The following is a 20,735-nucleotide window of genomic DNA, read 5'->3' as shown; positions in this document are numbered from 1 at the left end:
GAAGTGGGCAGATCTCATGGCCACCAACGGGCAGTTCTACTGGCCGTCAGCGGGCAGTTCCGTGGCCGCCTATGGGCAGTTTGGCATGGCCGCTAACACACCCCTCCTGTGAGGTGGAACCAGACAGTGCCCCAGGGTTTGCCCCACGCGCCACCGACGGTGAAGTGCTCGTAGCTTTGCCCAACGGCCACGTCGAACGGCACCGGCTCGTCGTCGACGGTCCACGAAGCGATTGCGAGCGGTGCGGTGCGACGATAGACGGCCGGCTTGATCCGCTCCCGGATGACGCGCTCGATTCGCGCTTCGAGGAGGACTCGATTGTCATGCATGATGGCTCCTTAGCCCGCGATGGTGCTCGCCGCGGCGAGGCGTGATGGTGAGTTAACCCTTGACGGCGCCCGCGAGGGCGAATGAGCCGCCGATGCCGCGGGACACGAGAACATACAGAACGATGGCGGGCACCGCGTAGACGAGTGAGAACGCTGCGAGCTGTCCGTAGGCGATTGCGCCGTACTGGCCGAAGAAACTGTAGATGCTGATCGCGGCGGGTTGCTTGCTTGGCGAGAGGAGCAGGATGAACGGCACGAAGAAGTTGCCCCACGCCTGAAAGAAGACGAAGATCCCGACCACGGCGATGCCCGGTCTCATCAAGGGAACCACGATCAGGCGCAGGGCTCCCATCGCTGAAGCGCCGTCGATCCAGGCTGCTTCCTCGAGGGTGATCGGCACCGAATCCATGAAGTTCTTGGTCATGAAGATCGCGATGGGCAGAGACGAAGCGGCCATAAAGAGGATCGTGCCCGGGATCGAGTCCAGCAGATTGAACTGAACGAAAAGGCTGTAGACCGGCACCATGATTGCCGTAATGGGTAGCCCGGTCGCGAACAGCACCCCGTACATAAACGGCTTGTTGAATCTCGCCTGATATCGAGACAGCGGATATGCCGCGAGCAATGCGGCGACGATCGTAATTCCTGCCGTACCGACGGAGATGACAAGGCTATTCCACAGCGGAAGGAACGTGAGTTCGGGCGTGAGGACCGCCGTGAAGTTGTCCAGCGAGAACTCTTCGGGAAACTTGGTCTGGTAGGTGGCTTTGTTGTCGACCGACGCGAAGATGAGCCAGCACAGGGGAAGAAGAAAACAGGCGCCGATCACGACGAGAACAGCATTGGCGAGGAACCCGATCACGCTCTTCTTGGGGGACGCCACCGAGACGGGCCGATCAGACTTCGGGGCCTGCGGTGGTGCGGCAATGACTGACATCGGCTAATCCTTCTGTGGACGAAGTGCCCGAATGTAGACGACGGAGAAGATCGCGCCGATGATGAGCATGACGGTGGCGATGGCTGTGCCGTAGCCGATGTTGCTGAATCGGAAAGCCTCTTTGTAAGCGAGGATCGGCAACGTTGTGCTGTCGTTGCCGGGCCCTCCCGCTGTCATCACGTAGATGAGGGTGAAGACCGACAGTGTGAGCAAGCTGATAAGCATCGTGTTCGTCACGATGGTGTTCTTGATCATGGGAATGGTCACGAGGAAAAGGCGCTTGGGGCCGCCGGCTCCGTCGATCATTGCCGCCTCGGTGATCTCCGGCGGCACGTCGTTGAGCGCGGCCTGGTAAACCATCATCGAGAACGCCGTGCCACGCCACAAATTCGCCAGGATGATCGCGAACATGGGGAAGCTATACAGCCAGTTGGGGCCGGTCATACCGAGGTTCGCCAGAATCTGGTTGAGAGTGCCATCGACGCTGAAGTAGGCGTAACAGACGAAAGCGGCGACGATCTCGGGCAGGATCCACGCGGCGACGATGATCGTGCCGACGGAAGCGGCGACCTTCTTATTTGCCTTCTGCATGAGAAGGGCGAGACCAAGTCCAAGGATGTTCTGCGAGATCACAGCGGAGCCGAACGTGAAGATCGCGGTCAGCCAGAGCGAAAGGGGAAAAACGGGATCGTTGACGAGCTTGACGTAGTTCTCGAAGCCGATCCACTGGGGGTTGCTCGCGTTTACCCCGGTGAGCGACGCGTTCGTGAACGACCCATAGATCGACCAGATGATCGGCCCGGCGAGAAACGTGATCATGATGAGAATCGCGGGCACGAGCGGGATCATCCGCACAGCCTTGACGATTCCGCGCACCCGGCGGCGGCGGGAACCCGAATTCGGTTCCGGCCGCCGCACGTGCGTGTCCTGCGGTGCGAGCACTTCTGCAGTCACTGTGTTCCTGTTCCCGTTTTATCTGAAGGCGCGCACCTGGGTATCTCGGTACTGCTACTTCTGGATGACGCCCTCGGCACCGACGATCGCTTCGATTGCCTTGTCGTAGGCTGCGGCGGCTTCCTCGGGAGTTGCCTTGTCGGTGATGACTGCCTCGTTGGCCTTCTGGACCTCAGCCGAGATCTGGTTGTAGTCGGCCGTCGCCGGACGGAAGTTCGTCACCGCAACGATGTCGGTGACGGTCTGGACGAAGGGGTTGGCGGCAATGTAGCTCGCGTCAGCGGCGACATCCTTGCGAACGGCAATCTGCGAGTTCTCGTTGTCATAAGCGAGCGCGTTGTCCTTGCTCAGCGCCATCGCCATGAAGTCGAAGGCCAGCTGTGGGTCGGCCGTTTTGGCTCCGACTGCGAGGGTCCAGCCGCCTGACATGCTGACGCCGCCCGGCTTCTGGCCGCTCTGGGTCGGGAACACCGTTGCGCCCATGTCGTCGACGTACTCGGGCCACTCGTATGAGCCACCGGTCTGCCAGAACGACGGCGTGTAGGAGCCCTCGATCGTTGCACCAAGAGTCGCGTTCGGGAACATCTCCCCGAAGATGCTCTTCCAGATGTTGGGATCGAGCGCCTGCGCCGGAGTCAGAGCGAGTTCCTCGGAGTAGAGCTCGTCGACGAAGGCCAACGAGTCAACGAACCCCTGCGAGCCAGTGACCCACTTCGATGTCTTGGAGTCGTAGAGCGAATCTCCCCCAAGTTCGGTGCCGTAGAGGAGTTGGTAGAAACCCTGCATGTTCGAGCCCTCGCCGGTTCCTGTCCCAGCGTAGAAGTTGAACGGCACGACATCAGGGCTGCTCGCCTTGATCTTGCGCGCGGCCTCCATGACGTCGTCCCAGCTCTTCGGCTCCCAAGGGAGAGCGATTCCGGCCGCCTCGAAGACAGGCTTGCTGTACCAGACCGCGCGGGTATCGGTGCCGAGGGAGACGGCGTAGATGCTTCCGTCATCGCCCTTGCCGGCTTCCTTGGCGGCATCGGTGAACTGATCCCAGTCCTCCCACTCGGAGACGTACTCATCGAGGTTGAGGAGGTACCCGGCATCCGCGTCCGCGCGCAGCGCGTTGGTGTCCTCGTAGAAGATGTCCGGTGCGGTCTCTGCCGAGCGCTGTGAGAGGGCGAGCTTGGTCTTGTAGTCGTCATCCGTTGCAGCGATGGGCTGCAACTCGACGGTCACGCCCTCGTTCGCGGCCTCGAAGTCCGCCTTGGCGGTTGTGAAAAGCGTGTCGAGAGCGGTGAAAGCGTCGGTCTTGATGTATGCGACCTTGAGAACTTTGTCTTCACCCTCGGATGGCGTCGATCCGGCCGTGCATCCGGTGAGTGCTACCAGTCCGCCGATCGCGAATGCCGATAAGGCGATTGCTGCTCTTTTCTTCATGGTGCTCCCCTTTGCTCCAAGTACAGATGGTCATGCGGAATGTGGTGCCGACGCACTGGAGAGAAGAGGATGCCTCGCTGCCGTGCCTCGATGTAATAGTACATCGATTAGATAAACCAGCGTCCAGGTTTGTCCGGGCGTGTCTTGCCGAGTTCCGCACTCGCTCAGGACAGAAGGAGCGCTCGGGGATTCGGAGCGAGTGCGCGATCGAGTACCAGACAGGCTGCCCCGATCGCCCCGACGTCCTCCCCCACCGTTGATCCCGCCACCGAGATTCGATGGATGCTTCGCGTGGCGCGGAGCTCTTCGAGCAGCTCGGGGATTCTGCGGAGGTAATGTCCTGAAAGGCGCGCCCAGAATGGGCCGCCGAATACCACGCGATCGACGTCGAGTAGGTTGGCGATAACAGCCACCGCTTTCGACATCCGAACGGCTGATCGCTCCACGATCTCGATCGCGGTGGCGTTGCCCGCCTCCGCAGCCGCACACAGCTCCGTGAACCTCGAATCGACAGTTCGCGTGTCGTTGGCGACCCAGGTAGCGTCAAGGACACCCAATCGCTCTGCTTCCTGAACGAGCGCCTGGGGCGTACAGGTCACAGCGATGCACCCGCGCAACCCGCAGAAGCACTGCGGGCCTGCTGGATCGGTGACGATGTGCCCGATCTCTCCCGCGTTTCCGGAGCTTCCCCGGACCACTTCGTCGTGCATCACGAGACCGACCCCGATGCCAGTGCCAAGGTAGAAGAAGGCAAAACTGCCCAATCCGGATTCCCCGCCCGCCCACATCTCGGCGATCGCTGACGCGGTGACGTCCTTGTCGAGGATCGAGGGAAGCCCGACGCCCGACTGGAGCGCGTCCCGCAGCGGAACCCGATGCCAACCGGCCAGGTGCGGCGGGTCGACCACCGTACCCAGCAGATTGTCGATCGGCCCGGGGGCCGCAATGCCCACTCCGCCGATCCGTTCCCGCGGCACTCCTGAGTCGTCGATTAGCTGCTCGAGCGTCGCGACGATCTCTTCGATGATTAGGGTCGGGTCCATCACCGCCGGGGTCGGAAAACTCGACCGTCTCACGACGCTGCCGGTGAGATCGAGCATGACGAAGGTCACGACCGTCGGATCGACGTGAACTCCGAGCGCGTAGCGCCCGCCGGGATTGAGCCGCAACATCGTGCGGGGTTTCCCAGGCCCGGTGCCCGTCTTGCCGGCTTCCTCTATGAACCCGCTATCAAGCAGGCGCCTGGTGATGTTCGAAATGGTCTGGGGCGAAAGCCCGGTAGCCGTCACGAGCTCGACGCGACTCAGGCCCGTGGCGGATCGACGGATGGCGTCGAGAATAACCGACTGATTGAAGTCGGCCATCGCTGGGAGGTTAGTGCCGCGACGCGCCGTGACGTCCATATGGTCGCTCATGTCACGACGCTAACGCATCGACACAGCTTTTTCGACGATGAAAGCCTTCACGGCGTTGTCGTGCATCGCGTGATCTTGGTCGGTTGGCATGAACTCGATGTTAGCGGTCAGCCACAGGGGAGCCATATCAACGCCGCAAAGGCCGCCAAGTACAGACACCTGAGTGGCCTTCCTGGCAGCGAATCCTGCCAGGAGAGCACGCACTCCCTAGGAGTCGATACTCACGACAACCCGCAAAGGCATGGCGAAATGCTCAATTCCTATGAGGGGTTACTCACTGAACGTTTGTTCTGTATGGTTCGGAAGAAGCAACGTGCTTGGAACCAAAGCCTCAACGAAACTCGTCACATCGACCCGGAGCCACAGAGTAGTGGCCGGCGAACAGTCGCCGAAGGATTGTGCACAGTGGGATATGTCCAACCAAAAGCACTGGCGCCGACTAGAGCGCGCTCGATTCTTGACTGTGCTTCGCTCGAACCCGGCGATCGATTCGATGCTTGGACCGATGCAGTCAGCAGAAGCTTCGTACCTCTCCGAGCTGACTTGAAAGATCCAGTCCACGGCCGGGGCTTCGATGGGCGTATTGTTTCGCAATCACTCGGTCGCTCGGAGATCTCCACTGTTGCGGGCTCTGGCATGGCAGTGCACCGCTCGCCTCGAGCTATCGCACGCAATGATCCAGGTTTCATCAAGCTCGGCCTCCAGGTGCGCGGTTACAGCGTCATCTCGCAGGACGATCGCGACGCGGCGCTGGCGCCCGGCGATTTCGCAATCTATGACACGAGTCGGCCATATGTTCTCGACTTCGCAGAATCGTTTGAGATGTTCGTGGTCATGTTTCCGGCAGAACTCATCCGCTTCGATCGCAGCCTACTGTCGACCCTCACAGCATCCCGCTTTTCGGGCCGGAGCGGTCTCGGAGCAATCACGTCGAGTTTGCTGCGCGAGATGAGCCGGCAGCTCGACGCGGAGCCGCTGGTGGGAGACTTCTCTCTCGGCGACGCTGTTCTCGACCTCGTAACTGCGAGCCTTGCTGAGCGACTCGGCCCAGACGGTGTTACCGATGAGGACAGCCGCCGACGGTCCCTGCTCGTCCGCATCGAGACCTACATCGCAGCGAACCTCAGCGATAGCGACCTCAGCGTTGCTGAGATCGCAGCCGCACACCATGTCTCCGTGCGCTATCTCCAGAAGCTCTTCGAAGAACAGCACGAAACGGTGAGTGGATGGATCCGCCACCGCCGACTCGAACAGTGTCGCAAAGATTTATCGAATCCTGCTTTCGCCGACCGCACGGTCGGGGCGATCGGATCAGCCTGGGGATTCCCTGGCGCTGCCAGCTTCTCGCGTGCATTTCGCCAGGAGTTCGGCCTGACGCCGAGCGATTTCCGTACACGGCGGAACTCGGCTGACGACCTATGGTCGTAGCCGAGTCCCAGCTCCGTACTACAGCACGATGGTGATGACCTTCTCCTCTGTGTTGGCGAGAATTCCTGCGTAGCCGAGTTCACGGCCGACACCGGATGTCTTCATCCCCCCCCACGGCAGAGCGGGATCAATGGCTGCCCACCCGTTGACCCAAACTGCGCCGGCCCGAATTTCGCCCGCGACGCGGTGCGCGGTCGAGACGTTCGACGTCCAGATGGACGCAGCGAGTCCGTATGGCGTTGCGTTGGCAATCTCGATCGCCTCCGCCTCGGTGTCGAAGGGGATCACGACGCCGACTGGGCCGAAGATTTCTTCTTGGGCGATCTTCATGCTGTTGTCGACGCCGGCGAAGATCGTCGGTCGAACAAAGAATCCCTCTGACTGTCCGGAGTCTCCCCCGGCGACGAGGCGGGCCCCCTCAGCTTTGCCCTCCTCGATGTAGCCGAGCACCGAGTCCTGCTGCTTCTTGTTGATGAGCGACCCGATCGACGTCGCCGGATCGAACGGGTCACCGAGTACCTGAGCGGATGCCGCGCCGGCCAGCCCTTCCACGACCCGATCGTAGATCGACCGATGCACCAGGATCCTCGTGCCGGCAGCGCAGACCTCACCTTGGTTGAAGAACAGCCCCATGGCTGAGCCGCCGATGGCCGCCTCGACGTTCGCATCGGCGAAAATGATCTGCGGCGACTTGCCCCCGAGCTCGAGCACGACGCGCTTGAAGGTCTGCGCCGCGGTGGCACCGATTCTGCGTCCGACCTCAGGGCTGCCCGTAAAACTGATCTTGTCGACATCCGGGTGCTCGACCAGGGCCTGACCGGCCGTGGCACCGAGCCCCGGCACGACGTTGACCACACCGTCGGGCACGCCGGCCTCGGTGATCAGGGTCGCGAGGTGCAGGATCGACAGAGGGGCATCTTCGGCGGGCTTCACGACCAGCGTGTTGCCGGCGGCGAGGGCCGGCGCGATCTTCCAGGCGGCGATCATCAGCGGAGTGTTCCAGGGAACGATGGCACCGATGACGCCGATTGGCTCGCGCACGGTGTACGACAACGTCGGCTGCCCCATTGCCCCGGCGGTCGGGATGGTTTGGCCCTGGATCTTGTCTGCCCACCCGGCGAAGTGTCGGAAGGTCGCTGCCGCATTCGGGATGTCGAGCATTCCGGGCTGGGCAACGGGCTTGCCGATATCGAGGGCCTCGAGACGGGCGAGGTATTCACCGTCGCGCTCGATGAGGTCCGCGATCTTGTTCAAGAGCTTGCCGCGCTGAACGCCCGGCGTCTTCTTCCACACTCCGTTGAGGGCTGCGCGAGCAGCCTTGACCGCATCGTCGATATCCGCGCCCGTGCCGCTCGCGATTTCGGCAAGCGGCTGGCCGGTGGCCGGGTTGAGGTCCGTGAAGGTTTCGCTTCCCGGGCGCCACGTCCCTCCAATGAGCATCCCGGTGGTGAAGACCGGCTCATTCGTGCTGTCGTGCGGGGTCGCGGTGGGGGTCTCAATTGTCATGTTGTTCTTCTCCTGTGCTCGTGGCTCAGCGTGAGGTTGTGGCGAGGGCGGGTTCAGACTTGGTGCTCGCACCCAGCAGGATCTCGGCGAGTTTTTCGCCGATCATGATCGATGCGGCGTTGGTGTTCGCGCTCGGAATACTCGGCATGACTGAGGCATCCGCGACGCGAAGCCGGTCGATACCGAAAACCTTCAGGGTGGGGTCGACGACCGCGAGGTCGTCGGTTCCCATCCGGCAGGTACCGACCTGGTGGTGGTACGTGCCTGCCATGCGACGGCAGTATTCACGGAGCTCATTGCGCGTGGTGACGTCTGGTCCCGGCTTGAACTCCAGTTTGCGGAACGGTGCGAACGCATCCTGCTGACCGATTTCACGGCACAGGATGAGCGCGTCGACCATCGCTTCGAGGTCATAGTCCTCGGAGAAGATATTCGGGTCGGAGATCGCCTGTTCGTTCGGGTCGGCCGAGGCAAGCTTCAGGGTTCCGCGCGATGCGGGGCGCACGATGCCCGGCGCGATGGTGTAGCCGTTCTCAGGGGTCGCCCCCCCGTCAGTCGGGTACGGCAAGTGGAGGAACAGAGGCTGCAGATCTGGCGCCGGCCCGTCCCACTGGCTGCTGCGAGCAAAGAGCTGGCTCTCGAGCAGGTTCGCTTTACCGGGGGCCAGCGGTTCCTTGGACTCGTAGATGTTGCTCACGAGAAGATGGTCGTGGAGATTCTCACCGACACCTGGGAGATCCTTCACCAGAGCAATGCCATGCTCCTTGAGCTCTGACGCCGGACCGATGCCTGACAGCATCAGAATCTTCGGGCTGCCAATGGTGCCGGCGCTGATGATCACTTCGGCTTCGGCGTATGCACGCTGGACCACGCCGGCCACGGCGAACTCGACACCGACAGCGCGGCCATGCTCAATGAGGATGCGGTGGACCAGTGCGCCGGTCGTGACCGTCAGCCGATCGCTATCAAGGATCGGCACGACGAAGCTCTGCCATGCGCTCGCGCGCTTTCCATTCTTTGTAGTCGTGTGGTTGAAGCCGACACCATCGAGCTTGTCCTCGTTGAAATCGTCGGTCTGCTGAATGCCAGTGGCCTTGGCCGCTTCGACGAAGGCCTGCCCGGCAGGGTGACGATCAGCGAGGGGAATGCGCTCAACATGCAGCGGTCCGCCGGCGCCGTGGTACTCGGTGGCGCCGTCCTGGTGATCCTCAGACTTCTTGAAGAGCGGGAAGACATCTTTCCAGCCCCAGCCAGTGGCACCTGCGGCCTCCCACGCGTCGTAGTCGCTTTTGTCACCGCGCATATAGATCATGCCGTTGAGAGAGCTGCTGCCACCCAGGACCTTGCCACGTGGCCAATAGAGCACGCGATCCGCGGCGTGCGACTGCGGCGCGGTCATCACAGCCCAGTCGTCTTCGGACATGAGGAGACCTGGCCAGCCCTGGGGACTGTGGATGTTGGGATTGGTGTCCACCTGGCCGGCTTCGATCACGTGCACTGAATGCCCTGCGTCGATGAGACGCCGCGTAATTGCACTTCCCGCGGAGCCCGCACCAACGACGACATAGTCCGATTTGTGGTTTTGCATCTCTGTTCCTCCTTGAACCGATTCGACTGCGACACGACTAACTCATTCGCTCGCACCACCGCCACCAGCTTCTGCTACCGAGCCACCATCGAATGAGCATCACGCGCACACCCCTGTGCACGATCGGCACGATGATCTCTGGCCTCATCCAGCACAGGGCTGTTTCAGCCCATCCATCATGGTGAGTTCGGATCCTTCTCCGGGTAGAGCTGCCTGGATCGGACAGTCACCGATGGCATGGCCGACGGGCGGGGTTCTAGCCATCGTCGAGACGGACGACCGTTTAGTCCTCTTGGGCCGCGTCCTGCCATTTCGCCACAGGCCAGCTACCCGAGCGGCATTCGGTGAATCGGATCGTCTACCGCGTCCGGAAGAGCTTCGAACGACCAAACCGGTTGAGCGACCAGTGCCGGTCATCGAGAAACCTTGGCAAGGTACTCGGCCGCGCGGCCCGCGCCATCGCAACGAAGTCGGTGAGGCAGGCATCGAGCGCCTGCTAAGCGGGGACATGAAACGTGTACGGGATACCCAACTCGTCAAGAAGGTCGAGCACCGGCTCGCTCGCTCCCATCGTGTTCGAGCTAGAACTGGCGAAGAAGTCCCAGTGAGCACCTTTGATATCGCCCTTCTGCACCAGGTAAGCATCTGACCTGATCTGTCTCTCGATCGACGGGCTCAAATTGACACGACCCAATTTTGACTCGTGAGCCACTTCGTTAGCCACGACATCGAACCTCCGAACAACGGCATTGCAGACCTCAATGCAGTCTTTCGTGGAATGTCCGACCTGCGTGTACTTACCGCCATCCTTCACTCCATGCGTGCTGGCCAGGTATGCTTCTGCCTTCTTAGGCGTGGCGAAGAACCGAGCGCGGCCAGCGGCTTTGACGTGACCGGGGCGCTTCATGGCCTCAGCGAGACTCTCGGGGCTGACCCTGCCCCCCTGAAGCCGGAGAAGCGACTTATCGCTGAAGCCGGAGGCCTGGAGGTCCGGCCAGCTCTTCGTGGTCTGCGCGAGGGTCGCCACCTTGACATGGTCCGGAACCCACTTGAGGGCCACGATGGCAGCACCGACAGCGGGGGCAAGCTCGGGGTGACGTAGGACGAATTTCGCAGTCTTGGCGGGGATAGCGACCGCGTCGCCAGCGACCGGTACCAAGCCGACGACGCTAAAACCCGCGCCGACCCAGTCGGCGTGGATGCTCGACCCGACGGCATCGCGTAGGTCGGCAACCCCGCCGACCACCGTGCCGACTCCGGGAATGACGCTGGCGCTTCCGGAGGCAAGGTTGCCGGCAAACCAGGCGAGAGAATCACCCGGCCTGATCTCGCCGTAGACCGCTCCCTGAGCGAAGTCCCGCGCATAGGTCGATGGCTCGACCGGTTCATCAAACCATAATGGGTCGAGTCCCTGGCTCTCCTGGTTGTCGACCTCGTACCCGTCCTCGAAACCGTCGCCGTCGGTGTCAGCGACATCCGGAGCGGTGCCGAAATGCACGACCTCGCGGCCGTCCTCGAGCTCATCGCCGTCGCTGTCGCGATCGAACGCGTCTAGGGAGAGATCGGCCTCAGCGGTGTCAGACAGTCCGTCCTCGTCAGTATCGGGTATCAGCGGGCTCGAGAAAGCCCCGAATTCGATGCCCTTGCCGGGGTCATAGATCGCCGGGCCCGCTTCGTCCCCGTCGGTGAGTCCGTCGTCGTCAGTGTCGGGATCCATCGGATCGGTTCGGTAGACCGCACCCTTCGTGCTCAGCCAGCCGCTCGTCTCATGCTTGTCGTGGAGATCGTCGTCGTCGGAGTCGACCTTGGTGGGGTTGGAAATTCCCGCGTAGATCGTGCTCTCGTCGATGTCTGAGACCACCTGACCGGCCTCGTCTCCGTCAGTGAGTCCGTCGCCGTCCGTATCGGCCGCAAGAGGATCCGTGGTGAACGTGCTGCCACCGAGCGTGCCCCAGCCGAACACCTCGACGCGATTCGTCAACCCGTCGTGGTCGGAGTCCGCCTGGCCGGTGACGTAGCCAAGGCCGATGACAATGAGGACCACCACCAATGCGCCAGCGAGTGCCTCCAGGGACCAGCGGCGGCTCCTTGCAGCTTTGGTGACGGGCTCCCGCGATGCGACGTCCCTCTGGGCCGGCACGTCAGGTTTACTCACGCTTGGATTCCGGTCTGCGTGTGACCGTCGACCGAACCAGTCTCGGCTAGCTCGCCGAAGGAGTGCGCGCGGACAGTCCGGTCGCGATCAGCTCGTCGATCGCTTTCAGGAACCGTGGAGAAGTCCGTCCATTGGTCGCCGAGCACACCACCGATAGCGTCAGAAGCCGCTCTCATCAGTCCCATCAGAACAGCCCCCGGTCTGTATAGCCAGCAGCCAGCAGCGTGCCGCTGTCATTCAGGGTAGTGGCCCGAGGAGAGAAAACCGCACGGGGGTCGCTGCAGCCGCCGAACGGTGCAGCCAAGATCCGGCGATCAGCCCGGTCAAGGCCTCGCGCACGGGGCGTCCCGGCGGGCGCTTGTACGCCCGGATCGCAGTCACGAGTACTCCCCTGTGTCCCTTGGGGAGGAGATTTCAGGGCCGCAAGGAGTTCCGAGTGGACTCGCTAGTCTTGACTTGAAGTCTTGGGTATTCAGCTCTGAATGCCGAAGGGCGGCGCGGACTGGGGGCTCCTTTGTCGAACGAACCGATTCTGCTGTTCTTACATGGGGTTGGGGACGGCGATCAAGACGACAATTGGAAGATCGCTGTGGCAGAGGCACTGACCCGTCTGGGATACCCCGATCTGAACACAGTGCGAGTGATCGCGCCCAAGTACGCGCACGCACTCAAGGGCTGGGACGACAAAGTCCCGCTGCCGGGTGTGACGATCAAGCAGCCTCCCCGCGATGCGGCCAGGCAGAACCGCCGGGACTTCGAGCGCCGTATGGGCGCCGTCGAGTTCAGACTCGGACGTCATGATCGCGGCGATGGCCAGCTAGGTAGAGACACTATTATCGGTGTCGCCGTCGGACTGCCTTTCTTCAAGCAGGCGCACAACTACCTCCACAACCCTGAGATTCGCGCGCAAGTCCTGCACCGTATCCTCACGAAGCTGCCCGAGTCAGGGCGGCTTGTGATCGTGGGCCATAGCCTCGGCTCCGTGATCGCCGCCGACCTCGTGCGTCGCTTGCCGGTTGGGCTCACGGTTGCCGGCATGGTGACCATTGGGAGCCCGTTGGCGAACGGAAGCTTCGATGTGGACAAGCTGCGGGAGACGCTCAAAGAACCGCCGACGAACCTGGCATGGTGGGTGAACTTCTGGAACGCTCCTGATCTCGTGGCCGCCCACCGTGGTGCGTCATCCGTCTTCCCGTGGATGGTCGATTTTCGGATTGACACGAAGAAGGTGGGAATTCAGGCCCACGCCGCGGTGGAGTACCTCTCCGACGAGGCGGTGGCGACGGCCATTGGCTTCGCGCTGTTCGGGTCCAGGTCAAAGGAGCTTGCGGGCATCGACAAGGGTCTCGACATCCCCGTGGACGCCATAGAACGTATGGCTCTGGTCGCGCTGCGGTACGCCCACCTCCTGAAGATGAGATTGGAGGGTGACCAACAGGATCGTTTCGCCGGTGCGCTGCGACACGTACAAGCAGCCGTCGTCGACGACATCCGACGACGGAACGACAGCGAGGACAGGCATCGCCGAGGAATGCCGTCGGCGATTGCACGCCTCGCCTTCGACCTGTCCGATCCGCACGCGACTGTGCCCGAACCACTCCCGTGCAGCCATATCCCCAAGGACGAGGCCGTCGTCCTGTTGACGATCCTCGCAGCAGAGAACGTCATCCGACCGTTTGAGATCTCCATCTCGAAAGACAAGTGGCAGGATGCCATGAAGGATCTTACCGCCGAAATGGGATTGGGAAGCCAGTACGGCGCCGATGTCTTCGCGGCCGCCAAACGCGCTCAAGAGGCACTGAGCGGCGGAGTCAACTGGATGAAGTGGGGTGCACTGGGTGCCAGCGCGGCGCTGATTGTCCTGGCGACCGGCGGCCTGGCCCTCGCGGCTGGCGCCGGTCTGGCCGGAGCCGCAGCGATCACCAGCGCGCTGGCGGCCTTCGGGCCGGGCGGGATGATGGGAGGCCTCCTGACGGCTGGCACCCTCCTCACTGCGGGTGGCAGCGGCCTCGCATTCGGTCTGGCGAGCGCCGGAACCACCGCGGCAACCCTCGAAGCGGTTGTCGAACGCCAGCTGGCGGCGGCAATTCTGCGGAAACTTCATGACCTCGAGCAGGATCCGGCTGCCTGGAGAATTCTGGCCGAAACCGAGATTGAGGTCAGGCGTGAATATGAGCGGCTCGACGAGTTCTCGGACGAATCGTCACCGGGACTCAAAGAGCTGAAGCGGAAGATCGAAACCATCGAGCGCGCGCTGAAGCATCTGAAAGACAACGGCCTCGAGCCAGACACCACCCCCAGCGTTCCCGACCAGACGGAATGAAGCGGCGAGCAGGCTCAGTACGGCGAAGCCAGGCCCGGCCGAGACGACCCGCTACCCCGCAGTGCACCGGCGAGCCCGCTCGAACGCTCTCCCGGTGAGTATGGGTGGGATTCTGCACGTCCGATAATGCCCGGTTATGTCAGCAGGTCCGAAACCCGCCAGTCCCCCGGTCCGGCCGGGGTTGAAGGTCTGCGGGCGAGGTCGGCTGGCGATCGCGGACAACCGGTCAGACCGACAGCGCGGACGGCGGCGGACGGCGGCGGCCGACCGGTCACGCGGCCGGGAACGACGACGCGAGGGTGCGATGAATCTCCCCGGCCCGCTGGTCGTTCAGGGGCCCAGGTTTCTCGACGAGCTCGAGTGCTTTCCTGGGCCAGAGGACGTGGACGCCGCCGGTCGTGAAGGCGCCGCCGATCAGGGGCCAGTCGGCGTCCACGAAGCAGAGCACCCCGTGCACCGGGATCTCCACCAGGCCGGGGTCGTCGAGGGCAGCTCTGACCAGGGCGACCTGCTTGCGCGCGCCGGCGATCAGCGTGGTGCGGTCGCGCGATCCCACCATCAGGGTCTCGGTCCGCGGCCGAAACAAACCTCCGTCGACGCGCAGACTGGGGCGGCCTGTGTACTTCTTGGCGTCGATGACGAAAACCCCAGTGGGGCAGACGACGATGTGATCGATGTTGGCTCGGGTCCCGGGGATGCGCCGGTCGTGCAGAACGTGAACGCCAGGCCCGGCGATCCGGTCGAGACGCTGACCCAGGACTTCCTCCCCGCGCGCTCCGATCGCCCACGCCCGCGTGCTGTGCGGCTCATCACTCACGGCCAGGATGAGAGCACCCAAATACGGGTGGGCTTCCCGGATCCGAGTCTCCCGTTTGTCCTTACGTCGCTCATATTCCCGTTTGGCCGACGCGCCGGCCTTTCCCGCGAAGATCTCGACGGGCTCTGGCGAGGGTGCCACGGCGCCGAGCCTCGAGGCGTCACCGGGCTCAGCATCGGTCGGGGCAGCGGACTCAGACACGGCCGCTGGTAAATCCGGCTGGCACTGCGCGCAGGTCACGGTCTTGGTTTCTCGCTCGTACACCGCCATCGTGCCCGCGGCGATCTCAACGGCGCAGAGTCGGCACTGCCCGGGATACCGAAGTCTCATTCTCTTCGGCGTCAACGCCGCGTCCCCGGTCACGATAGACACACTACGGCAGGCGCTACGGCGACTGCGTCGCAGTCTTGATGGAGAGCTGCGCCGGGGTAGGACGATTCCCCTGGCGACCCAGGTTGCCTGGGGGCACGTTCGCAAGTCACCACAACCTCAATGGCGGTTACGATCTCCACGGCCACACACCGGCAAAACCCTCAGCGGCAGAAGAGCCCTGACGGCTGGACTCGGTCAACTAGAGTTTCGAGCATGAATGAGGCACCAGTGATCGACACGGCTTTTGACGTCCGGTCGGATGCTAGCGGACGAGACCCCGACCAGTACAGTCCGACATTGCGGCGTTATCACCAGTTCCTCTGGAGCAAACCGCTGCCCGGTGGTGCACCCTTCACCTTGGACGCGTCCACCCCGGGGGCCTACCTTCATCATCGCTCCGATCTCGGGGAGTTCTCCCTGGCGAGCGACACGATCATCCATACGTTCTCGTCATGGATTCGAATGGCGGACATCATCGCTCAAGTGGACGTTGAGGACCGAGCGGCCTTCCATCGCATCGGTCGCACGATCGGCGGGACGATTCTTTTCCCCGGTAATCGGGTCGAGGGCAAGCCAACGATCAACGGCGCGCGCGGCATGCATCCACGGATCCGCGATCGATTCGACCTCACGCTCGAATGCATCCGCCGCCACTACCAAAGTGCACCCAGCCCGCTCGAAGACACGCTCCTCCGCTACGCCGACTTCTTCGGGCTGTTCGAGGATTTCCGGGGTTACGTGGACTTCTTCCTCCTTCAAGACCTGGTCCGCCCTGACTATTCGGCTGTCGAATTCTTCACCCCGTTCGAGAACTTCACCACTTCTGCGCTGCCGAGGAGTCTCACGGGCTACGAGCAATATCGCACGGAGACCGTCGGATTCGTCCAGGCGAGAAACGGGCGGATCGCGGGCATCGAAGTGCTGGAAGGCACGTGAGGCTTGACCGAAGGGGTTTCATTCAGGATTCCACTCGTAGCGGTCCTAGATCTAAACGGAGACTCCTCGGCCCATAGCAAACCCGCCGATGGTGCTCTCATACAGCAGATCCTGCAACTTGAACAGGTTGCGGATCGGTCCGGGACTCACCCTCCTCGATCGTCGCTGACGACTTCGTTCGAACGCTAGGGTCAGAATCGTGAGCATGGCCTTGAACATCGACGTCACATTCGACTTCCGCTCCGACGCAGGTGGACGAGATCCTGATAGGTGCAGTCCGACCCTGAGGCAGTACCACCAGCTCCTCTGGAGCAAGCCGTTGCCTAACGGTGCACTCTTCGATCTGAGGGCCGCGACGCCAGGTAGCTATTTGCATCACAAGTCGGAGGTCGGAGAGTTCTCTCTGTCGAGTGATTCAGTAATACCGACATACGAGTACTGGAAGACTCCCCCGACGTATTTTGCGCAGGTTCCGGTGGCCGAGCAAGAGGAGTTCGTCCGAATCAGCTACACGATCGGCGGCATGATGGTCTTTCCAAGCAATCCGATCGATGGAAAATGGACGATCAACCAAGCGCGTGGCACGAACAGGACCACGATCGGAGACAGGTTTGATCTCACGCTTGAGTGCATCCGTCGGCACTACCAGGTCACGTCCCGCTGAGTGGTGGAGTTTCTCGACACCGTGCGGGTCAGTTGATTTGATTATGCAGCAATGAGCTCGGGAATGGGAATCACCCCCGTCAGCGTGCCGGCGTCGGGGGTGGTGAGGGCGGTGTTGAAGGCTTCCAGCTGCCGCATGGAGTCTTCGGAGAGGTAGCGGCGGGCGCCGGCTTCCCATTCGTCGTGTTGCTCGACGAGGACGGCTCCTGCGAGGCGGAGGAGGGCCGCGGGGTTGGGGAACACGCCCACGACATCGGTGCGGCGTTTGATCTCTTTGTTGAGACGTTCGATCGGGTTCGTCGACCAGATCTGCCGCCAGTGTTTGGGCGGGAATCCGCAGAACGCGAGGATGTCGGCGCGCGCGTCGTGGAGCATCTTGGCAACCTTGGGGTGGGTGCGCTCGAGCATCCGGGCGACCTCGTCGAACTGGGCCTGGACGTGCTTCGCGTCGGGTTGGGCGAAGATGGTGCGGATGACGGCGGCGACCATGTCCTGGCTGGCCCGCGGGACGATCGAAAGCACATTTCTCATGAAATGCACCCGGCAGCGTTGCCAGGCCGCGCCCTGGAAGACGGTGCTGATGGCTTTCTTCAGGCCGGTGTGGGCGTCGGAGATGACGAGCTTGACACCGTCCAGGCCGCGGGCTTTCAACGAGCGCAGGAACTCGGTCCAGAAGACCTCGTTTTCGCTGTCGCCGACATCGAAGCCGAGGACCTCGCGGCGACCGTCGGCGGCAACACCGATAGCCACGACCATGGCTTGGGAGATGACGCGGTGGTTGACGCGGGCCTTGCAATACGTCGCGTCGAGGAACACGTAGGGGTAGCCGGTCTCGCCGAGGTCACGGTCGCGGAAGGTGGCGACTTCCCCGTCCAGATCCGCGCAAATCCGGGACACTTCCGACTTGGAGATGCCGGTATCCGCGCCGAGGGCCTTGACCAGGTCATCGACCTTCCGGGTTGACACGCCGTGGAGGTAAGCCTCCATAACGATGGCAAACAGGGCCTGATCCACCCGACGGCGCCGCTCGAGGAGGGCGGGGAAGAACGACCCCTGGCGCAGCTTGGGGATCTTCAGGTTAAGGTCCCCGGCTGTCGTCGTGAGGACGCGGGGGCGGGTCCCGTTGCGCTGGGTGGTGCGCTCATCGGAGCGTTCGAACCGGTCGGCGCCAATGTGGGCGGTGGCCTCGGCGTTGATGAGTTCTTGGTAGAGCGTTTCGGTCACCATTCGGATTCGATCGGTGACGCTGGTGAGCTTGAGTTCCGAGAGGAGCGCGAGCAGGGCAGACTGGTCTAGAGCCATCGTGTGATGTGTCTTTCTGTGAGGAACTTTGAACGGTTCTCACTGACCATCGCACGGTGGTTTCCTACGTTGTTAATCCAACGATCGAAACCCGGGAACTACACCACTCGAGGGGACGCAACCCCCCGGAAGGCTCTCAAACCCCGCCAACACCTCATCGATCGTCATCGCTGACCTTGGTTCAATTAGACCCTGGATGCCGCCACGCAGCGGGTTGCCGCCGAACAGATAGAACACCGCCGCGATAGCAACCAGCATGAGACCCGCGACAACCACGACGACACGTTTAGACATGACCGCAGCTTATCCAGCACGCTTCACCGCAACCGCCGGCATCCAACGAATCGGGCGGGACTGCCCGGAGCCGATGTGTCGTCCAGCCTTGGATTCAGCGTGATGCTCACCACAGGTGAGCGCTTCAGCTACGGCGGTGACCTGCCCCACGAGGTCGCCGTTGAGGGTTCATCCAACGAGACACGTCCGGGCGCTGGGATCCGTTAGAGGCTTCGCGATCGCGATTCTGAAGGGACGAGCTTTCGGTTCGTTTCCAAGGCGCTGCAGGCTGGCTGTGGTACGGTGATCTCATCACGATCAGCCCGCTCGCCTCACGGCTCGGGCTGATTTTCTTTAACCAGGAGACTCGTGGCTGAGTACATCAAAAAATGGCTGTCGCTTGAAGACCAAATGGCCAAACTCGCGTCTCGTGGCGTCGAGGTTCGAGACCCAGAGAACTGCCGGCAGATACTCCAAGCCGTTGGCTATTACCGCCTCACTGGCTATCTCTACCCGCTTCGCGAATCTGAAGCGTACGTGGATGATGAAGGCCGACGTCGGGTCCGCATCCTCAACCACTATCGCTCTGGTACCTCGGTCGAATACGCCGCCACACTCATAGATTTTGATCGTCGCCTACGGCTGCTCGTCCTCGACGGCATCGAAAGAATCGAAATATCTTTCCGCATGCAGGTCGGGTACGTACTCGGCAGGCAATCGGCGTTCGCTCACCTTGATCCCTCCAACTTCGTGGGTTCATTCACTGAGGCGCAGACCGACACCAGAACGGGCGACACCACGCCGAGCAAGCACCAGCAGTGGATCGAGCGCGTGAATGCGCGTCAGTCAGAGTCTGACGAAGCATTCGTTGCGCACTTTCGCGATAAGTACGACGACGAAATGCCCATCTGGGCCCTCACCGAAATCTTGGAGCTGGGGCAACTTGGGCGACTCTACTCAGGATTGAACAATTCGATCGCGACCGAAATTGCGACTGCCTACGGGGCACCATCCAAGAAAGTAATGAGCAGCTGGATCTCAAGCTTGAACTACGTCCGGAACGTCTCAGCGCACCATGCACGCCTCTTCAACCGCAAACTCGTCAGCGCACCCGCACGCCCCACCCACACACAAGTTCCTCTTCTCGGTCATCTCAAGGAGGCAACGGTCGCGAAGCAGGTGTTTGGCCTGTACAACGCCCTCGCGGTAATGGCATACCTATTGCGTTCGATTGACCCGGATAGCGGATGGCCCGCCCGCGTAGTCGAGCTCATTCAGGCCTTCCCCGATTCTGATCATCTGACTCTTGAGTCAATGGGCGTGCCCCCAGGCTGGTCGCAACTCGACCTCTGGTCCTCGCAATAGTTGGCACACGTTCATTCCCAGTCGGCGCTCCCCGAGGCTTGTGCCACCGAATAACCGCGCGGGGCAATTTTCTGACCGCTCCCGACCGAGCGCCCATCAGCTCCCCAAACACAGGCGCCAACGTGTTGATCGTCGCGACCGCTGAGACGGGGCCATCAACTCGGCGGTGGCCTCGCCCTTCAGTGTTCCCAAACGCCACTCCCCCGAAACTCCGGAACCTCGGCTACTTGGCCCCGAATCTGCGGCCGTCGAGGTCCGGCTTGCGGGACAGCGGATGAGTCCACGCGTGACGGCAGAATGTCACGCTCTTTTAGCTGCTGGTGACACCGGGTAGACGTACAGACGATCTTGTACTTGTGCCTACTGGTCACACGTTGACCACCCTCGTAGAGTGGCAAGCACGCGCCGAAAAGTAGCTGCGCGATCGTGCAGGCTTTCGACGCCGAGACGCACACGACCCAGAGATTGAGGTACCGCATGACACAGTCACGTGGCCATGCTGGGCTATGGCAAGTCCTTGGGGCAATCGTGTCGTTCCTCGCCAAGGGCATCGGTGCCGGGCTGTCCTCGATCGCCACCATGACTTTCGGAGGCCGAGCTGCCCCAGGCGACCTGCCAACATCGCCGCCGCCGAAAGAGTATCGACCGTAAACGACCAGCAGCGCCTCAGCGGATTCGGCTACTGACCCAGACCGAGGAACTTCGGCAGCGGGCTGGCGTCCTGGACCTTGGTCATCTCGGCCCAGCACGCTGGGCACACGGGGCCGTCACTGTCGAGGGCCAGGTCCTTCATCTCCCCGGTCTGCGGCATTCGTGGGGCCGGTACCGCAGAATCCGTCTTGCGCGCATCGTGCGCCGCTGAGCGCGTGGCACGCCTGCCGCGAAGCAGCGCAGCTCCCCCGCGACGCCGGCTGGCGGCGCACCGGCTGGCGCGGCGGCGCGGGGCG

General features: G+C 62.3%; 18 protein-coding genes. 5 read left to right on the top strand and 13 right to left on the bottom strand.

Translation table 11 applies throughout. The features are described from left to right. Positions 1-92: 92 nt before the first annotated feature. The 6 genes from E3T37_RS09915 to E3T37_RS16840 form a co-directional block, all read right to left on the bottom strand. On the bottom strand, positions 93-329 hold the full coding sequence (locus E3T37_RS09915) for a hypothetical protein (RefSeq protein ID WP_134366622.1): 237 nt from the start codon (positions 327-329) through the stop codon (positions 93-95). A 52-nt stretch (positions 330-381) separates the two neighbouring features. Beyond that, positions 382-1,266, bottom strand: coding sequence for a carbohydrate ABC transporter permease (locus E3T37_RS09910; RefSeq protein WP_134366621.1), 885 nt, complete (start codon positions 1,264-1,266; stop codon positions 382-384). A gap of 3 nt (positions 1,267-1,269) precedes the next feature. Continuing rightward, positions 1,270-2,115, bottom strand: a complete 846-nt coding sequence (locus E3T37_RS09905; RefSeq protein WP_134366620.1) for a carbohydrate ABC transporter permease — start codon at positions 2,113-2,115, stop codon at positions 1,270-1,272. Positions 2,116-2,274: 159 nt separating this feature from the next. Continuing rightward, positions 2,275-3,645 carry an extracellular solute-binding protein gene (locus E3T37_RS09900; protein WP_134366619.1) on the bottom strand — a complete coding sequence of 457 codons (1,371 nt, stop codon included), beginning with the start codon at positions 3,643-3,645 and terminating at the stop codon, positions 2,275-2,277. A gap of 164 nt (positions 3,646-3,809) precedes the next feature. Then, positions 3,810-5,060: an ROK family transcriptional regulator gene (locus tag E3T37_RS09895; protein WP_241975743.1), complete on the bottom strand. Its 1,251-nt coding sequence runs from the start codon at positions 5,058-5,060 to the stop codon at positions 3,810-3,812. 9 nt (positions 5,061-5,069) lie between these two features. Next, on the bottom strand, positions 5,070-5,219 hold the full coding sequence (locus E3T37_RS16840) for a hypothetical protein (protein WP_166806092.1): 150 nt from the start codon (positions 5,217-5,219) through the stop codon (positions 5,070-5,072). 90 nt (positions 5,220-5,309) lie between these two features. Between E3T37_RS16840 and E3T37_RS09890 the strand changes: the two genes are divergently transcribed. Beyond that, positions 5,310-6,488: a helix-turn-helix domain-containing protein gene (locus E3T37_RS09890; protein WP_166806091.1), complete on the top strand. Its 1,179-nt coding sequence runs from the start codon at positions 5,310-5,312 to the stop codon at positions 6,486-6,488. An 18-nt stretch (positions 6,489-6,506) separates the two neighbouring features. Here E3T37_RS09890 and styD read toward each other — a convergent pair whose 3' ends face one another. The 3 genes from styD to E3T37_RS09875 all read right to left on the bottom strand — a co-directional run bounded on the left by styD (position 6,507) and on the right by E3T37_RS09875 (position 11,737). Continuing rightward, positions 6,507-7,994: a phenylacetaldehyde dehydrogenase StyD gene (gene styD / locus E3T37_RS09885; protein WP_134366617.1), complete on the bottom strand. Its 1,488-nt coding sequence runs from the start codon at positions 7,992-7,994 to the stop codon at positions 6,507-6,509. A 25-nt stretch (positions 7,995-8,019) separates the two neighbouring features. Further along, entirely contained in the window at positions 8,020-9,582 is a 1,563-nt protein-coding gene (locus E3T37_RS09880) for a GMC family oxidoreductase (protein WP_134366616.1), read from the bottom strand. Positions 9,583-10,078: 496 nt separating this feature from the next. Then, positions 10,079-11,737, bottom strand: coding sequence for a hypothetical protein (locus E3T37_RS09875; protein WP_134366615.1), 1,659 nt, complete (start codon positions 11,735-11,737; stop codon positions 10,079-10,081). 589 nt (positions 11,738-12,326) lie between these two features. Here E3T37_RS09875 and E3T37_RS09865 point away from each other — a divergent pair. Then, the gene (locus tag E3T37_RS09865) at positions 12,327-14,060 is read left to right on the top strand and encodes an alpha/beta hydrolase (protein WP_241975742.1); all 1,734 of its coding nucleotides are present in this window, start codon (positions 12,327-12,329) and stop codon (positions 14,058-14,060) included. 271 nt (positions 14,061-14,331) lie between these two features. Here E3T37_RS09865 and E3T37_RS09860 read toward each other — a convergent pair whose 3' ends face one another. Further along, a complete protein-coding gene (locus tag E3T37_RS09860) occupies positions 14,332-15,018 on the bottom strand; it encodes a nuclease-related domain-containing protein (RefSeq protein WP_241975741.1) in 687 nt (228 codons plus the stop codon). Positions 15,019-15,462: 444 nt separating this feature from the next. Between E3T37_RS09860 and E3T37_RS09855 the strand changes: the two genes are divergently transcribed. Continuing rightward, entirely contained in the window at positions 15,463-16,185 is a 723-nt protein-coding gene (locus E3T37_RS09855; RefSeq protein ID WP_134366612.1) for a hypothetical protein, read from the top strand. Positions 16,186-16,390: 205 nt separating this feature from the next. Then, positions 16,391-16,849: a hypothetical protein gene (locus tag E3T37_RS09850; RefSeq protein WP_134366611.1), complete on the top strand. Its 459-nt coding sequence runs from the start codon at positions 16,391-16,393 to the stop codon at positions 16,847-16,849. Between the two features lie 41 nt (positions 16,850-16,890). On the opposite strand, the gene E3T37_RS09845 is transcribed toward E3T37_RS09850, so the two are convergent. Next, the gene (locus E3T37_RS09845) at positions 16,891-18,150 is read right to left on the bottom strand and encodes an IS256 family transposase (protein ID WP_134366610.1); all 1,260 of its coding nucleotides are present in this window, start codon (positions 18,148-18,150) and stop codon (positions 16,891-16,893) included. Positions 18,151-18,222: 72 nt separating this feature from the next. Next, entirely contained in the window at positions 18,223-18,444 is a 222-nt protein-coding gene (locus E3T37_RS09840; protein ID WP_134366609.1) for a hypothetical protein, read from the bottom strand. Between the two features lie 348 nt (positions 18,445-18,792). Here E3T37_RS09840 and E3T37_RS09835 point away from each other — a divergent pair, with 348 nt between their 5' ends. Continuing rightward, a complete protein-coding gene (locus E3T37_RS09835) occupies positions 18,793-19,788 on the top strand; it encodes an Abi family protein (RefSeq protein WP_134366608.1) in 996 nt (331 codons plus the stop codon). Positions 19,789-20,467: 679 nt separating this feature from the next. Here the strand turns inward: E3T37_RS09835 and E3T37_RS17200 are convergent. Then, the coding region (locus E3T37_RS17200) for a hypothetical protein (RefSeq protein WP_206750639.1) at positions 20,468-20,735 on the bottom strand (268 nt) is incomplete at its 5' end.

Origin of the sequence: Cryobacterium sp. TMT2-10 (assembly GCF_004403075.1) — a bacterium.
Classification (GTDB): Bacteria; Actinomycetota; Actinomycetes; order Actinomycetales; family Microbacteriaceae; genus Cryobacterium; species Cryobacterium shii.
The sequence above is the reverse complement of the archived record's forward strand: the minus strand, read 5'-3'. Positions and strand labels throughout refer to the sequence as shown.

Coding starts and splice junctions, on each gene's coding strand:
- E3T37_RS09915 (WP_134366622.1), bottom strand. CDS start 329: ATGCATGACAATCGAGTCCTCCTCGAAGCGCGAATCGAGCGCGTCATC.
- E3T37_RS09910 (WP_134366621.1), bottom strand. CDS start 1,266: ATGTCAGTCATTGCCGCACCACCGCAGGCCCCGAAGTCTGATCGGCCC.
- E3T37_RS09905 (WP_134366620.1), bottom strand. CDS start 2,115: ATGATCCCGCTCGTGCCCGCGATTCTCATCATGATCACGTTTCTCGCC.
- E3T37_RS09900 (WP_134366619.1), bottom strand. CDS start 3,645: ATGAAGAAAAGAGCAGCAATCGCCTTATCGGCATTCGCGATCGGCGGA.
- E3T37_RS09895 (WP_241975743.1), bottom strand. CDS start 5,060: ATGAGCGACCATATGGACGTCACGGCGCGTCGCGGCACTAACCTCCCA.
- E3T37_RS09890 (WP_166806091.1), top strand. CDS start 5,310: ATGCTCAATTCCTATGAGGGGTTACTCACTGAACGTTTGTTCTGTATG.
- styD (WP_134366617.1), bottom strand. CDS start 7,994: ATGACAATTGAGACCCCCACCGCGACCCCGCACGACAGCACGAATGAG.
- E3T37_RS09880 (WP_134366616.1), bottom strand. CDS start 9,582: ATGCAAAACCACAAATCGGACTATGTCGTCGTTGGTGCGGGCTCCGCG.
- E3T37_RS09855 (WP_134366612.1), top strand. CDS start 15,463: ATGAATGAGGCACCAGTGATCGACACGGCTTTTGACGTCCGGTCGGAT.
- E3T37_RS09850 (WP_134366611.1), top strand. CDS start 16,391: ATGGCCTTGAACATCGACGTCACATTCGACTTCCGCTCCGACGCAGGT.
- E3T37_RS09845 (WP_134366610.1), bottom strand. CDS start 18,150: ATGGCTCTAGACCAGTCTGCCCTGCTCGCGCTCCTCTCGGAACTCAAG.
- E3T37_RS09840 (WP_134366609.1), bottom strand. CDS start 18,444: ATGTCTAAACGTGTCGTCGTGGTTGTCGCGGGTCTCATGCTGGTTGCT.